This window comes from Slackia piriformis YIT 12062 (assembly GCF_000296445.1).
Classification (GTDB): Bacteria; Actinomycetota; Coriobacteriia; order Coriobacteriales; family Eggerthellaceae; genus Slackia; species Slackia piriformis.
The window spans coordinates 846,017-861,401 of sequence record NZ_JH815198.1 but is presented as its reverse complement, the minus strand read 5'-3'; the positions used below and the strand labels follow the sequence as shown (position 1 = coordinate 861,401).

The window sequence follows — 15,385 nt, the reverse complement described above, 5'->3', positions numbered from 1 at the left end:
GGCATGGCATGGGAATTTTGGGTTGCAAACATGAGCATTATCAAGCCACATACCCGCAAGACGAAGCAGGGCGAACCTCCCGTGAAAGGGAGGTTCGCTCCTTCTCCTACGGGGCGCATGCATGCGGGGAATATTTTTTCCGCCCTCGTTGCTTGGTTGATTGCGAAATCGCAGGGCGGCAAAATCGTCCTGCGCATCGAAGACCTCGACGCGCAGCGTTCGAAGCAGCGCTATATCGACGCGGTGATGAGGGACTTTGAAGCCTTGGGGCTGTTTTGGGACGAAGGGCCTTTTTTCCAGCACGATAGGGAAGAGGCCTACGAAAGCGCGTTCAGGATGCTCGAAGAGAAGGGGCTGGTATACCCGTGCTTTTGCACGAGGGCCGATTTGCACGCGGCCTCTGCTCCGCATGCTGGGGAGCGTTTCGTCTATTCCGGCACGTGCCGGAACCTCGATTCTTCGCAGCGTTTCGAAAAAAGTCTTGTTCGAACGCCCGCCGAAAGGCTCATCGTCCCCGACGAATTCGTCGAATTCGACGACTGCATCCAGGGGCGCGTTTGCCAGAACCTCTCCAGGGAATGCGGGGACTTCGTCGTGCGCCGCTCCGACGGCGCATATGCATACCAGCTCGCTGTGGTGGTGGATGACGCCGATCAGGGCATTACTTCTGTCGTGCGCGGCGTCGATTTGCTTTCTTCGACTCCGCAGCAGATGTATCTTCAGAATTTGCTGGGTCTTGCTCATTCTGCCTACGCACATGTACCGCTTCTTGTTGCAAAAGACGGCAGGCGTCTCTCGAAGAGAAACAGCGATGCAGAGCTCGATGCCCTTATCGCTCGTTTTGGGTCCCACCGTGCGGTGATTGGTCAGATTGCGGGCATGACAGGGCTCGCGTCGACATGCGATCCGGTAGCCCCTGAAGAACTGCTTCATTGCTTCGATCCGCAGGCGCTTTCCGAATCTTTCATCGACACGAAGTCGATTGTATGGGAATGAGAAAAGCCTTCTCTTACTGCCCGTCCTTTTTTTGAGAGCATGGGGTATGAGGTCGTTTGCGGCAAAACGGCAGAACGTCGCGGAGTGGAGCTTGCGAACTTTCGAATGGTAAAGCGACTTTCGTGAGATTGCGATGCCATATGGCGTAAGATCGCGTTCCTTTGGCTACAAAACGAAAGCCGCCGTGCTGTTCGCCATGATTGCGGCGGCGTAGAATGCGCCGAGGGCGATGTTCACGCTGCAGATTTGAGCCATGGCGCCGATGCGCGAAGCGGGAATCAGGGGATTTGCAAAAAGCGCCTTGAGCAGAGGATAAGACGCAAGCAGCATGAACGGTATGACAAGCAGTCCCCGGCTGAAGTAAATCGCGCAAATCGCCACTATGGCGCAAACCCATACGACGAGGGCTGCATGGTACAGCTTCAATGCACGGTCTCGCCCCAGAAGGCGGGGAAGCGTTCTTCGGCCCGATTCGATATCTTTTTCCCTATCGCACGTATTGTTTGTCAGCATGATAAGTCCGACGCCGATTATCTCAGGCGTGGCCCAGAGCAAAACGGCGAAGTCGAGATGCCTGGTAAGGACTTGATAGCAGGCAAGCGGAATAAGACCTCCCATGACAACACCGCTTACCGCCTCTCCCAGGGGCAGATACGATATAGGCGTTTTTCCTGCGGAGTACACCACGACGAAAAATGCGCCTATTACGCCGATGGCCAGCGGAATCCAGCCTGCACAATATATGGCATAGGCTCCCAGGGCGAATGCCGCGGCAAGAAAACCAAGGGCGAGGTTGCGTGCGGCGCGGGGGTTCACGTTGTTGTACACCAGCGTGGCGTCGGATTCTTCGACGTTGTCGTCGAGCGAGTCCGCACCTTTGACAAAATCATAGTAGTCGTTGAAGGTGTTGACCGCCGACTGCATCAAGATGCAGATGACGAGCAGGGCAATCGCGAGCGACATGCTGACGGTTTCGGAGAAAACCGAGGCGGCGCACACGGCGATAAGGCAGGGGATAATGGCAGCCGGCCATGTGTGCGGAGCGGCGAGCTGAATCGCCATGCGCACGGTGAACGCATCGTAACGCTCTTGCTTCGGCTCCATTTCGGTCATGGGTTCGTTCCTTTCTTCTTGCCGCTTGTGGGCGGCGTTATTATTCATGTTCTGCGGCTTGCTGCCGGCTTGCGGGGCATGGCGCCATGGCTAGGCTTGGTTATCCCCCAACCTCGCCATGGCACGCATTCTCTCGATGAAGCTGCCGAAACGCTCGCGCACCGATGCGCTTGCAACGCTTCCGAAGTTGCGGATGGTGTGCAAGATGATCTCTTTGGTTTCGTGGTCGAGATTTTTGCCGTCGCGTAAGACGCCGGCGACGTTCGGCAGCCACGCGCCGTTGAACTCCTGCCAGCTTGTGGCGTCGCTTGAGATGATGAGCTCGTATATGGTGTCGATGAAGGTCTCCCGCTGCTCCGGTGTGCAGCTTTTCAACCAGCGGTCGAGCGTCTGGTCGAAAAAAGCCGCCGAAGGGTTGAGCGATTCCTGATACAAGAAGTCGTCGCCGCAGGTGAGCCACGAGAACGGGTTGTGTTGGAAGATGCCCGTCGCCTGCGACTGGACAACGGAGAAATCATCTCGATGCTCGAGCATCATTCCGAAGATGGACGATTCCGGGACCGTTTTGTCCAGCTTGTCCTTGAAATGCTGCTCCTCGAAGCGGGGAGAGGGAGAATTGAGGAAGCTTGGTCCGTCGTGGTTGAAGATGCGTTCGATTCTCTCGTAGCTCGTCTCGTCGACCGTGGCCGCGGCGAATTCGGCAAGGTTTCCGCCTTTTGAGTGGCCGCCTACCATGATGCGCGCATCGGACGGCAACGCCGAGAGCACCCCCGAGACGTAGCGCTCGGCCGAGCGCTGGGAAGGGATGACTTTCCTATAGCTGAGGTTGAAGTCTTCTTTCCATCCCGCAAGAGTACCGTCTGTACCGCGAAACGCGAGATAGTACAGGGGAGTCTTTCCTCCGAAGGAGAACGTGCATGCGCAGAACTGCTTTTCTATGGCGGCGGCGTCTTCCTGCACGAAATAACGCACGGAGAGGTCGGCGAATCTGCGGCAGCGAAGAAGCGCCTCAACAAAGGCGGGGAGCTCTTTCGAGGCGGAAATCCATCCGCCGTTAAGAAGCGATTCGAATTCCGAGAAGCGGACGATGTCCACGATGGGAACGCCGTCGCCTCCGAGTACGTCTTCGTATGGGTACGAATCCAAGTCAAGGTACGAAAGCGTTGAGAGGATAAGGCTGTCTACGGAATTGAAGGGCATCTCCGAAAAGCCCTGAGGGTGGTTTTTGAGGTAATCGACCATGGTGTCTTCTTGCGAAGCCGCAGAAAGCAGGGACGTATTGAGCGAGGGATGGCGCGGTTCGCGTGCGGCACGCGCAATCGGTTCAGCGTTCGGTTCTTCCATGTTCTGTCCAGCCTTCGTTCGAATCATGCCTGTCGGCCTGCCCTTTGGCGCGGATTATTGTAGCGCAGGCCTAAGAACACGCTGTAGTATTCTTACATTTCGAAGAAAGAAGTCACGCAAATCGCAACCGCGCGGGGTGTCCGCTCGTCGGTATGAATCCGACCGTCCGATAGGCTGAATCGCGCCGAGGCGGGCGGCTTGTTGTCGCGTGCGAATACGGGGCAAGGAGGCTTGGATGTTGGAATTGTGCGCGGTGGCCCTTGGAGGCGCGCTGGGTGCGGTTGGCCGTTATGCGGTCGGGCTTGCCGTTGCGGCGTTTGCGCCCGAGGCGTTTCTCGGAGGATTTCCTGTCGCTACGCTCATTGCGAATGTGTTTGGATGCTTCGTCATTGGAGTGTTGTCCGCTTTGTTCGAAGGGCCGTTTGCGGGGCGCGACCATGTGCGTCTGTTCGCCGTCACGGGCGTCTTGGGAGGTTTTACCACCTTCTCCACGTTCAGCCTCGAAACGGTGCAGTTGCTCGAATCGGGCGCATGGGGTATGGCGGGCGCGAATGCGGCCGTGAGCCTGGGGGCGTGCCTTGCAGGCGTTATGGCGGGAAGGGCAATCGCCCATGCATGCCTTGGGGCGCGCGGCTGACGGAGGCTCCTTCTCGTCCTGTCGACCCCGCCCGCTTTCATCGAACGAGTTTTTCCCCGTAATCAAGCAGCTCTTGGCGGCTGTGCACCTTCGCCTTGGCGTAGATTCGTCGCAGATGCGTGTCGGCCGTGCTCTTCGCTATGCAGAGCTCCCGGGCGATGCGCTCGTTGGTCCGGCCCTTGAGCGCAAGGGCGAGAACCTCCGATTCGCGCTCCGACAATTTCGCGGATTTGACGATCGCGGCATGCATGGCCTGCATGGGGTCGACGGCGTCCACGACGGCGGAAAGCTCCTCGAAATCCGTCTCGGTGAAAAGGAACAAATACGAGATGAGCGTCGCCAGGCCGGCGGATGCGAGCATTGCGTATGTCGCCCAATCGGCGAAAGGCAGGCAGTCGAACACGTTCGAGACGACGATTCCGAGAGCCTCGCCCGCGTATAAAGCGGCGAAACCCCGCCTGAACATATGGGAAGAATCGATGCCCGCAAGCGTCGATGCCGCTATGAACAAGGCGAGATAGGTTGCCGTGAGACCGAGGAATCCGGCGAGCACGATGGCTTCGCCTGGAACGCCGCTGTTCTGTAGGACGGGGGCGAAGAGGAAGCCGGCCATGGTGACGAGCAAGACGATGCGATAGGTATGTCCGAGGGGGTTTTTCTCATGCGCTTTGCTTGTAAGAAGCGATTGGAGCACGGCGATGCAGAACAGAGCCAGAATGAGCAACGTCGCGGGTAGCGTGGGGGTGGTAAGCGTTCCCGGATCGGAGCGATACGCCTCCATGAAACCCGCCGAGACTCCATACAGAAGCGCCCCGGCAAGCATTCGCCTCGAGAGCATGCGGACGTGACGCGAAGCGCCGGCCGGTGCGTTTTCCGATGCGTGAAGCGGGAGGGGAGCATCGTCCGAAGACGAAGACCGTCCTGCGCCGGTGACGAGGAGCATACCGACGCTTGCAGCGGGAAAGGCGATCGTCAAAAACGAGAAGGCGCCGGGGCCGAATGCGGAGGCCGCGAAGCAGACAGCGCCGGCGATGGCGGACGACGCGAAAATCTCGCAGGTGGCCACCCGCGGCGAGGATAGGCCGAGCACGCGTCCCCAGGCTCCCAGCAGCGTTGCCATGGGCACTCCGACAAGAAGGCCTTCCACCACGAGACCGAGGAGCGGCGAGGGTATGACGAAAGACGGCACGAAAGCGCCCGCCATGAGCATGAAAGCGCATGTGGCGAGCGCGGCGTCGCTTTCCAAGACGCGATTGGCGGCTTGCGGGAAGCGAATCATGGCCAGAAGCGTGGCGAGGGCGCACAGAAGCGTACAAAGCAGGTCGGCCCGCTCAAGGACGAACGTCCCGAGGGGCAATCCTTTGTTGGCTCCCATGTAGAACAAGGCGAAGACGAAGCCCTGGTAGCAAGAAAAGCCCGCGATACGGCGGGCTGAGGGAACGGGTGTTTCCATAACGATTTTGCTCACGAAGACTCCTTCTGACTAGGCCATGATAGCAAACGATCGTCTCATCGGGAAAAGACTTCGAAGACTTCGTGGGAAAACGGGTGCTTTTGCTGGCGGACCCGGCCTTGTGGCATGGTATGAGAAAGCCCGCACGAAATTGCGCGGGCTTTCTCATACCTAACGGGGCGCTTCGGGAAGCCGACCGTAGGAAGGGAGCGTCGGCTTCGTTTTTCGATGGCCCGAGTGCGGTTTAAGCGGTTGCAGCCTGCTCGGTCGTCTCTTCTTCGACGGTTGCGGCGGCCTCGATCTGCTTGGGGGCCTTCTTCTTGCGCTTCGGCGCGGGAGCCTCTTCCTCTTCCGATTCGCTTTTCTTAATCACTCCGTCACCGGAGCTAAAGCCTTCTCGCAGGTTTTTGATGGTCTTGCCAAGGGCGCTGCCGAGCTTCGGGAGATGCTTGGGGCCGAAGATGAGAAGCGCGACTCCGAGGATGATGAGAAGCTCTGGCATTCCGAGACCGAAGATTTTCATGACTGACTCCTTGCGAATGGTTCGTACGTCGATTGCGGTGGGCCGCCGTAGCCGGGGCCGTTTCGTTGGACTCATTCTATGCTTTCGGCTATCGTGCGCTCTATCGTGCAAGTCGATGAAATGCCTGGTGATTGCGAAATATCGTGTCATGCATATTGAGTAATAGCGTAGTTTTCGAATGGGCGGCTTTGTTTTCGCGCGAACAAAGAAGGCGGCAGAAAAGCGTCGGACGAATGGTACAATGACGCACGTTTTCCATTTGCGATCTTCCGCAGCGCGACGGCCGAAGTTTCCGTGCGGATGCGGAGGAGCATTGCGCATTGTCTGCTACGAGAGGACGAAAACGTGAACTCATTTTTCAAGATCGCCGAGCGCAACAGTACGGTCGGCAACGAGCTCGTCGGCGGCCTTACGACGTTTTTGGCCATGGCCTATATAGTCGCCGTCAATCCTCCGCTGCTTGAGGCGGCCGGCATTCCGTACCAAGCGGCCCTTACCGCGACATGCCTCGGCGCGGCAGCCATGACTGCGGTCATGGGCCTCGTGGCCAACAGGCCTATCGCGCTTGCGTCGGGCATGGGTATCAACGCCATCATTCCGTTCACGCTGTGTATGGGGGAACATGCCGTGGATTGGCGTGTGGCGATGGCCGTCGTGTTCGTCGAGGGCATTGTCATTCTCGTGCTCGTTCTCTGCGGCTTGAGAACGGCCGTCATGGACGCCATTCCGGCGAGCCTTCGCCATGCGATAGCCATCGGCATAGGCTTGTTCGTCGCGTTCATTGGCTTGCAGGGAAGCGGCTTGGTCGTATCGAACGAATCCACGCTTCTTGCGCTGGGGGATGTCCATTCTCCGACGGTTCTTGTTGCGCTGTTCTCGATTCTTTGCGCTGTTGTGCTGCAGGTTCTCAGGGTCAAAGGCGCTTTGCTTATTTCCATCGTGTTGGCGACGCTTGTCGGCATACCGCTCGGCGTGACGAGTCTTCCCACGCAATGGAGCGCCGGACTTGATTTCTCGGCCTTCGCTGCGCCGTTTCAGACGATTCCGGGGACAGATACCATGGCTATCGTGCAGATTGCCTTGCAGCCTGCGTTGCTGCTGTTCGTCTTCTCCTTCCTCATGAGCGACTTCTTCGACACCATGGGCACGGTCGTCGCCGTGGCCGAGCAGGGCGATTTCGCTGACAAGGACGGAAATGTGAAAGACATACAGCCCATTCTCACGGTTGACTCGGCCGCCGCCGCCGCGGGCGGCTTCTTCGGAGCGAGCTCCATCACGGTGTTCGTCGAGTCGACGGCGGGAGCGGTTGCGGGCGCGCGTACGGGCCTGTCCAATATCGTGGTGGCGATTCTTTTCGTCGCATGCGCGTTTCTCGCCCCGGTGATCGGTATGGTCTCTGCATCTGCAACATGCGGCGCGCTTGTCGTGGTTGGCTATCTCATGCTTTCGGGGGTGGCCAATGTCGACTGGTCGAAGATAGAGTTCGCATTTCCCGCATTCGTCACGATTCTCGGCATTCCTATGACCTACTCGATTACGAACGGCATCGGGTTCGGATTCATCTCGTATTGCGTGATCAAGGTCTTCCAGGGAAAAGCTCGCGAAGTGCGTCCCCTCATGTGGGTTGCGGCTGCGGCGTTTCTGGTCATGTTCATTTTAGGCTAGCGCTCGATTGGTGAATCGGCAGGCGCGTTTTTTCGGTGCGCATCATGGTGAAAGAAGGGGGCTGACCTTTGAAGGTTCGCCCCCTTCCTTCGTTCGAGTGTCTTTATCCGTGCAGCTCGACGGTTCGAAAAACGCCCTGTTCCACTATGCCGTAGCTGTTCGATCCGTCTTTGGGAAGAGAGATGCTTCCCGGGTTGGCGAAGATGATTCCGTCTCTTACGTCGCTTGTCTTTACGTGCGTATGCCCTGAAAGCAGCATGGAGCTCCCGGGCAAAGGCGGCACGTTTTCCGGGCCGAAGACGTGGCCGTGGGTGGCGAATATCGTTTTGTACTCGTCTACGACGAGCGCGTAATCTCCCAGGCAGGGAAACTCAAGCATCATCTGGTCGACTTCTGAATCGCAGTTGCCCCGTACGGCAACGACACGTTCGGCAATGCTATTGAGCATGGCGGCGACCTGCTTGGGGTCGTATTCGTCGGGCAAGGGGTTGCGAGGGCCGTGATAGAGAAGGTCGCCTAAGAGGATGATTCTGTCGGGCGATTCCTCTTCGATTCGATCCATGAGCACTCGGCACCAATATGCCGATCCGTGAATGTCGGACGCAACAAGAAGTTTCATACGCTTCTCCCTTACTCGTCTTCGACGAACGCGTTTACCAGGAGGGCTACTATACCGCAGCACAATCCGCCTATCACCCATGCCATCCAGAACATGTTAGCCGTCCAGTTCACGTCATCGGGGTCTATGCCTTGGGCTATCGGCTGGAAGAGCATGACAAGGCCGGCAATGGTGGCGATAATCATGATTGCGCCGCATAAGCTGCCCGTGATGCGTTCTTTGCGGGTCTTGACGCCATGGGCGGCAAGCAGCGTCTTCTTGCGCTGTTCGTCTATGGCGGCCTTGACGATGTCCTCGACCTCGAGTTCGTCAATGGCGTTCTTATTGTACTCGGCCAGGTTCAGGCGGGCGTACAACATGCTTTTGTTCACGATGATCAAGACGGCGCAGGCGAAAAGGAGCATCATGATAGCCCCGCCCAGATTTTCGTGGGCGCTATTGTCTGTGGCTATCATGGCGAGGATGCCCAGGAACGCATCGGCGATACCTACGATAATGCCGACTCCAAGCTGCTTGCGCGCCTTCGTTTTCTCTTCGTCTGTATAGAAATCCTCGATATACGGATGGGATTTTACGAAAGCGCTGTGGCGCATTCCGGCGGGGATAAGCACGGCCATTCCCGCCACGATGCCGGCGAACAGGCCGGCGACGGCAAGCAGGTCTCCTTCGTGCAGAATGCCCGTAGGGCCTCCGTCCACAAAGATGGTCCATGCGATACCGAGCATGATGAAAGCGATTCCGGTGGGGATGCGCCAAGCAAGCGATTTCGCATGGTCGTCGTAGCCGCATACGTCGGTCGCGGGTCCGCCGGGCATTTTCGGCGCGGTCGCATCTTCTGCAGGGCGGTTCGTCAAATCGTCTGTGACCAGGTCGTCAAGCGAGCATTCGAAAAACGAGCACATCTTCAAGAGCTTATCCATTTCGGGATAGCTTTTCTCGGCCTCCCATTTCGTCACGGACTGGCGCGAGACGCCCAGAAACATGGCAAGCTGCTCCTGGGTCATATTGCGAGTTGCGCGAAGGTGTTGAAGGTTGTTGCGAAAGCTCATGGGGATGCCTTTCGTGCTAGAGGGCTGCGGGTGCGTCCTGGCGGAAACTACGGTGCCGGCTGCCGTTCAGTATGGGGTAGCATGCGGCCCGAATCCACCAACTGCACGGTTCTTTTTCCTCGATTCTCATGCGCCTTGCGGTTGCAAACCCCAGCTCAGGGCAATGCAAGGCGAATCGAGGGAAACGTGTGACCTAAGCTAGCCTTCCAGCAATTCCATGAGCGCATCGAGCTCTCGGTCGAGTGCGGCAATATGCCGTACGCGCGGGCGCTCGATGCGCGTTCCGCGCATGAACACCTCGCTCACGTTGCGCAGGGCGGAAATATCTTTCAACGGATCGCCCTCGAGCACGATCATGTCCGCGCTTTTGCCCGGCTCGATCGAGCCTGTTTCTTCGCCGATGCCGAGAAGCTGCGCCCCGGCCAAAGTGGCGGTATGAAGCGCGAATTCGTTGCTCGTGCCCACATGCTTCTGGAAGTACGCCACTTCGCGCCACATGTCGTAATGGGTGACGTATGGGCACGAGGAGTCGGTTCCAAGCCCGACAGGAATCCCCGTCTTGAGCGCCTGCGACGCCGCCTCGACGATGCCTTTGTAGACGATGTCCCCGTTGACTTTCTGCACGGCGGTGGAATGGGTCTTTTCGGGAGAAAGCTTGGCGAAGGGAATGGCGGGTGAGATGGTGCAGGTGAGCGAGGAAGAATTGCCGAGGCCGTTCTTCTTGAAGAGCTTGATGGCCTCGGATGTGAGGTGTGCCCCATGCTCGATGGTATCGACTCCGGCCTTCAGTCCGAGCAAGACGCCGTCGGTGCTTTCGATGTGGGCGGCTGTATGCATGCCGAGACGATGCGCCTCCTCGCATGCTGCTCGGGCGATGTCGAGAGACATTCTCACGACGCCCGGCTCGCCTTCTACTTCGGCATCGAACACTCCGCCTGTGATGAAAAGCTTGATAAGGTCGCAGCGACGGTCGTGGCAGGCCTGGACGATTTGGCGGGCGTCGGCGGGGGTTTCGGCGATGCGGGCGAACAGGCCCGCCCCATGGCCGCCGGGAACCGTGACTCCCGTGCCTGAAGTGAGCATGCGCGGCCCGAGGTACTTTCCGGCATTGATGGCGTCTCGCACGTCGACGTCGGCAAACCCGGGGTCGCCGACGCTGCGGAGGGTGGTTACGCCGCTCATGAGCTGATTAATCGCCGATTTTTTTATGCGATGGCGCAGGTAGGCCATGCCGACCGGGTTCGATACCACCTTGTCGATAAGGTCTCCTGCCGCTTTGGCGCTCGTCGGTCTGCCATTGCCGCAGAGGTGCACGTGCATGTTGGTGAGGCCGGGCATGAGGACCCTGCCTCCGAGGTCGATGACGTTCATGTCTTTTTCGACGCGCAGCCGCTCCGAGGGGCCGACTTCCTCGATGCGTCCTTCGGAGCCGACGATGACGCCGTGGTTTGCCATCGCTTTCATTTCGACGGTTCCGTCGAGAATCGTTGCGTTCAGTATCGCGTATGTCTTTCCCATGGGTTCTCCTTTGCGGCGCAATGCTCGCTTTGGGCCTGTCAAAGCCGCACACCCCTGGCTGCATTGCTCTATAATCCATAGGACATTGTAGCGCGATGCGGCAGAGAATCGCGTCCGACGAACGTCGTCTTATTTGCATTCGCGTGCGGGGCGTATGATTCAACGAATTTCCGATAGCGCAAGGAGCCGCCATGGGTGCCCATCTGATCTTCAGTCTCAATGCAACGATGCCGGTGTTTCTCCTCATGGTGCTCGGCATTATCCTGCGGCGCATCGGTGTTGTCGATGCGGCATTCGCAAGCAGGCTTAACATGTTCGTCTTCTGCGTCGCCTTGCCCGTTTTGCTTTTCCGCGATATCTCGTCGGTCGACCTTGCCCAAGAATGGGATGCCCGTTTCGTGCTCGATTGTGCTTTGATTACGCTTGCAAGCATCGTTTTTGCCTGCGTGGCGTCTGCATTCGTTAAAAGCAGAGCAACACGCGGGGAATTCATCCAAGGCGCCTACCGAAGCAGCGTCGCCATACTCGGCGTCGCTTTGATGCAAAACATCTACGGCTCGTCTCAGGCCGCGGCCATGATGATCATCGGGGTTGTTCCCCTCTACAACGCGGCGGCTGTGGTGATCCTTGCGGTTTGCGCCGACGATTCTCGGGCGAAACGAAAAGGAGCCCGCGCGATGCTTTTGGGCGTAACGCGGGACATCGTCACCAACCCTATCATCGTAGGAATTGCGGCGGGTTTGCTGTGGGCCGCTCTTCGGTTGCCTATGCCGGAGGCGGCGGGCAAGGCGGTCGATGCCGTCGCAGGGCTTGCGACGCCGCTCGGCCTTGTGGCCATGGGTGCGATGGCCGACTTCCGACGAATGCGCGAAGAGGCGGGGGCGTCTCTCGGAGCGTCGGTCATCAAGCTGTTCGGATTGTGCGCCGTGTTCCTTCCCGTATGCGTCGCGTTGGGCTATCGGGGCGAAGAGTTGATGGCGCTGCTCTTCATGCTCGGATCGGCGACTACAGTGAGCTCGTTCGTTATGGCGCGCAACATGGGATACGAGGGCGCGGTTTCTTCCGCGATCGTCATGATCACGACGCTCGGCAGCGTTTTCAGCCTGACCGTCTGGATTTATCTCCTGCGCTGCCTCGGGCTTGCTTAGCGCTTGCAGGTGCGCCGTGCAGCGATGCCGTTTGCGACGTGGGCGAATGCGTCATTCGTTTTTCGTCAAGCGCTTTTCGCGAGAATTCTTCGTTTTTCCGCCGTGACGGGCTCCTATGCATGCCGACCTGCGTAAACACAAATTCTAGGTCGATTCAATAAGAATTCACAATATATTGTGCCTAAATGGCGTATCATAAGCATCCCGAACCCAAGGGAACTCTTTTCCCGAACGGTTCTTTTTTATGGGCAGGTTCAACGGCGGCCTCATGCGGTCGCACGAAGGGTCAAAGGTGAAATCATGAAGATCATCAAACGCAGCGGTTCGGAGGTCGTCTTCGACATAACGAAGATCGTCAACGCCATAAAGGGCGCGAATTCCGACGTTGCCGAAGATGATCGTCTGAGCGAAGAGCAGATTCTTGCCGCTGCGCATCGCGTGGAGGAGCGCTGCGAATCCGCGGGCCACGCCGTTTCTGTCGAGGAAATCCAGGACATGGTCGAAAACGAAATCATGGCCCTGGGCAATTTCGCGCTCGCCCGCGCCTATATCATCTATCGCTACGTGCAAAGCCTCAAGCGCGTTGCCAACACCACCGACGATAAGATTTTGTCCTTGATCGAATGCAACAACGAAGAGGTCAAACAGGAGAACTCGAACAAGAACCCCACGGTCAACTCCGTGCAGCGCGACTATATGGCAGGCGAAGTCTCGAAAGACCTTGCCATGCGCATCCTTCTTCCCGCCGACGTCGTGAAGGCCCACGAAGAAGGCATCATCCACTTCCACGACTCGGATTACTTCGCCCAGCATATGCACAACTGCGACCTCGTGAACCTCGAGGACATGCTTCAGAACGGCACGGTCATCTCCGGCACGCTCATCGAGCGTCCTCACAGCTTCAGCACGGCGTGCAACATCGCCACGCAGATCATCGCCCAGGTGGCCAGCTGTCAGTACGGCGGCCAGTCCATCTCGCTTACGCATCTGGCGCCGTTCGTCGAGGTGAGCCGTCAGAAGATTCGTCGCCAGGTTCTTTCCGAGATCAACACGCTTGGTCTTGAGACCACCTCCGATAAGGTGAACGAGGTCGTCGAAGACCGTCTGCGCGACGAAATCCGCCGCGGCGTCCAGACCATCCAGTATCAAGTTGTCACGCTCATGACCACGAACGGTCAGGCCCCCTTCGTCACGGTGTTCATGTACCTTGGCGAGGCCCGTACCGAGGCCGAGCGTCACGACCTTGCCATGATCGTCGAGGAGGTGCTGCGCCAGCGCTACGAAGGCGTTAAAAACGAAGCGGGCGTATGGGTGACCCCGGCTTTCCCCAAGCTCATCTACGTGCTCGAGGAAAGCAACGTGCACGAGGACTCGCCATATTACTACCTTACCAAGCTCGCTGCCAAATGCACGGCAAAGCGCATGGTGCCCGACTACATCTCTGAGAAGAAAATGCGCGAGCTCAAGCTTTCCAAAGGAGAGGCGCCGGGCGAGGGGGATTGCTACACCTGCATGGGCTGCCGCAGCTTCTTGACCCCCGATCGCTCGGGCAACGGCTTCGACAACGTGGCAAACGCCGGCAACTACGAGCCCGGCAAGCCGAAGTACTACGGCCGCTTCAACCAGGGCGTCGTTACCATCAACCTGGTCGACGTCGCATGCTCCTCGGGCCGCGACGAGCAGAAGTTCTGGGAGATTTTCGACGAGCGTCTCGAGCTGTGCCACAAGGCCCTGATGTGCCGCCACGAACGTCTCAGGGGAACCCTTTCCGACGCTGCGCCTATCCTGTGGCAGTACGGCGCGCTTGCACGCCTCAAGAAGGGCGAACCTATCGACAAGCTGCTGTTCGGCGGATACTCCACGATTTCTCTGGGATACGCCGGCCTGTACGAGTGCGTGAAATACATGACGGGCAAGAGCCACACCGACGCTGCGGCCACGCCGTTTGCCATGGCCGTCATGCAGCACATGAACGACAAGTGCGCCGAGTGGAAAGAAGAAAGCGACATCGACTTCTCCCTCTACGGCACGCCGCTCGAGTCCACGACGTACAAATTCTCCAAAGCGTTGCAACGCCGCTTCGGTCTGATCGAGGGCATCACCGACAAGGGATACATCACCAACAGCTACCATGTGCACGTGTCCGAGGAAATCGACGCGTTCACGAAGTTGAAGTTCGAAAGCGAGTTCCAGCGCCTGTCGCCGGGCGGAGCCATCTCCTATGTCGAGGTTCCGGACATGCAGGACAACCTGCAGGCGGTCATCCGCGTGCTGCAGTACATCTATGACAACATCATGTACGCCGAGCTCAACACGAAGAGCGACTACTGCCAGAAGTGCGGCTTCGACGGAGAGATCGCTATCGTCGAAGACGACAACAAGCTCGTGTGGGAGTGCCCCCATTGCGGCAACCGCGATCAGGACACGCTCAACGTGGCCCGTCGTACGTGCGGCTACATCGGAACGCAGTTCTGGAATCAGGGCCGTACCGAAGAAATCCGCGATCGCGTGCTGCATCTTTAGCGGTATTCGGCGCCGTCGCGCGGTTTCGCGAAAAGATGGCCGCGCTCGCTCACGTCAAGGTTTGCGCAACCGCCCCGCAACGGGGCGGTTGCTGTCTGCGGGGTCTGCGCGACGCGTCCTCTGCAGGCTCTACGTGCCGTTTTCGCGCGTGGATGCAGGATACAACGGCGGATGCTGCCAGAAAGGCACCAGACGAAAGGAGCTCGCGTTGCATTATTCGACGATCAAATACTGCGATATCGCCAACGGGGAAGGTGTGCGCACCAGCCTGTTCGTGTCCGGCTGCCGCAGACGCTGCCCATTTTGCTTCAACGAAGAGGCCTGGAGCTTCACTGCAGGCAATCCTTTCGACGAGTCGGTCGAACAGGCGATTATCGAAAGTCTCGCCCCGACTTATATCGACGGTCTTTCCGTCCTCGGTGGAGAGCCCATGGAGCCTGAGAACCAGAAAGGGCTCGTGGACTTTCTCGAGAAGGTGAAAAAGACCTATCCCAGCAAAACGATATGGTGCTATACGGGTGACACGTTTGAAGAACTCCTCGGCGAGAAAAAGACGGGGGAGACCGAGCGCATGCTCGCTTGCATCGACGTTCTTGTCGATGGGCCGTTCGTCGAATCGCTGAAGGACATCACGTTGCGTTTTCGGGGATCGAGCAACCAGCGTGTCATCGACCTCAACGCGACGCGCAAGGCGGGATCTGTGATTCTGTGGGAGGATGACCCTCTGTTCTCTTCGCACGCCCTGTAAGGCCGGTCGTGTGCGAAATGCACGTTTCGCCCCTTTTCGGTATCGCGCT

The 15,385-nt window shown here is 58.3% G+C and carries 13 protein-coding genes; 6 read left to right on the top strand and 7 right to left on the bottom strand.

The window, feature by feature from the left end; translation table 11 throughout:
- The first annotated feature begins 3 nt into the window (after nt 1-3).
- Nucleotides 4-996 (top strand): tRNA glutamyl-Q(34) synthetase GluQRS, encoded by a 993-nt coding sequence (gene gluQRS, locus HMPREF9451_RS03785; protein WP_009138985.1) that lies wholly within the window; start codon nt 4-6, stop codon nt 994-996.
- Nucleotides 997-1,161: 165 nt separating this feature from the next.
- Here gluQRS and HMPREF9451_RS03780 read toward each other — a convergent pair whose 3' ends face one another.
- A complete protein-coding gene (locus HMPREF9451_RS03780) occupies nt 1,162-2,109 on the bottom strand; it encodes a prenyltransferase (RefSeq protein ID WP_009138984.1) in 948 nt (315 codons plus the stop codon).
- Nucleotides 2,110-2,199: 90 nt separating this feature from the next.
- Nucleotides 2,200-3,453, bottom strand: coding sequence for an Mbeg1-like protein (locus HMPREF9451_RS03775; protein ID WP_187364030.1), 1,254 nt, complete (start codon nt 3,451-3,453; stop codon nt 2,200-2,202).
- 235 nt (nt 3,454-3,688) lie between these two features.
- Between HMPREF9451_RS03775 and crcB the strand changes: the two genes are divergently transcribed.
- Nucleotides 3,689-4,090: a fluoride efflux transporter CrcB gene (crcB, locus tag HMPREF9451_RS03770; protein WP_009138982.1), complete on the top strand. Its 402-nt coding sequence runs from the start codon at nt 3,689-3,691 to the stop codon at nt 4,088-4,090.
- A 37-nt stretch (nt 4,091-4,127) separates the two neighbouring features.
- On the opposite strand, the gene HMPREF9451_RS03765 is transcribed toward crcB, so the two are convergent.
- Complete coding sequence (locus HMPREF9451_RS03765; RefSeq protein ID WP_009138981.1) at nt 4,128-5,558, bottom strand: response regulator transcription factor; 1,431 nt, start codon at nt 5,556-5,558, stop codon at nt 4,128-4,130.
- Between the two features lie 229 nt (nt 5,559-5,787).
- A complete protein-coding gene (gene tatA, locus HMPREF9451_RS03760) occupies nt 5,788-6,066 on the bottom strand; it encodes a twin-arginine translocase TatA/TatE family subunit (protein WP_009138980.1) in 279 nt (92 codons plus the stop codon).
- Between the two features lie 345 nt (nt 6,067-6,411).
- Here tatA and HMPREF9451_RS03755 point away from each other — a divergent pair, with 345 nt between their 5' ends.
- Entirely contained in the window at nt 6,412-7,731 is a 1,320-nt protein-coding gene (locus HMPREF9451_RS03755) for an NCS2 family permease (RefSeq protein ID WP_009138979.1), read from the top strand.
- Between the two features lie 103 nt (nt 7,732-7,834).
- Here the strand turns inward: HMPREF9451_RS03755 and yfcE are convergent, their stop codons facing one another.
- The 3 genes from yfcE to HMPREF9451_RS03740 all read right to left on the bottom strand — a co-directional run bounded on the left by yfcE (nt 7,835) and on the right by HMPREF9451_RS03740 (nt 10,917).
- On the bottom strand, nt 7,835-8,350 hold the full coding sequence (gene yfcE, locus HMPREF9451_RS03750) for a phosphodiesterase (RefSeq protein ID WP_009138978.1): 516 nt from the start codon (nt 8,348-8,350) through the stop codon (nt 7,835-7,837).
- Nucleotides 8,351-8,361: 11 nt separating this feature from the next.
- Nucleotides 8,362-9,399 carry a helix-turn-helix transcriptional regulator gene (locus tag HMPREF9451_RS03745; RefSeq protein ID WP_040626010.1) on the bottom strand — a complete coding sequence of 346 codons (1,038 nt, stop codon included), beginning with the start codon at nt 9,397-9,399 and terminating at the stop codon, nt 8,362-8,364.
- A 198-nt stretch (nt 9,400-9,597) separates the two neighbouring features.
- Nucleotides 9,598-10,917, bottom strand: coding sequence for an amidohydrolase family protein (locus HMPREF9451_RS03740; protein WP_009138976.1), 1,320 nt, complete (start codon nt 10,915-10,917; stop codon nt 9,598-9,600).
- Between the two features lie 191 nt (nt 10,918-11,108).
- Between HMPREF9451_RS03740 and HMPREF9451_RS03735 the strand changes: the two genes are divergently transcribed.
- The 3 genes from HMPREF9451_RS03735 (at nt 11,109) to nrdG (ending at nt 15,336) form a co-directional block, all read left to right on the top strand.
- Entirely contained in the window at nt 11,109-12,065 is a 957-nt protein-coding gene (locus tag HMPREF9451_RS03735) for an AEC family transporter (protein WP_009138975.1), read from the top strand.
- 300 nt (nt 12,066-12,365) lie between these two features.
- Complete coding sequence (gene nrdD, locus HMPREF9451_RS03730) at nt 12,366-14,588, top strand: anaerobic ribonucleoside-triphosphate reductase (protein ID WP_009138974.1); 2,223 nt, start codon at nt 12,366-12,368, stop codon at nt 14,586-14,588.
- A gap of 208 nt (nt 14,589-14,796) precedes the next feature.
- Nucleotides 14,797-15,336, top strand: a complete 540-nt coding sequence (gene nrdG / locus HMPREF9451_RS03725) for an anaerobic ribonucleoside-triphosphate reductase activating protein (protein WP_040626447.1) — start codon at nt 14,797-14,799, stop codon at nt 15,334-15,336.
- The last annotated feature ends 49 nt before the right edge of the window (nt 15,337-15,385 follow it).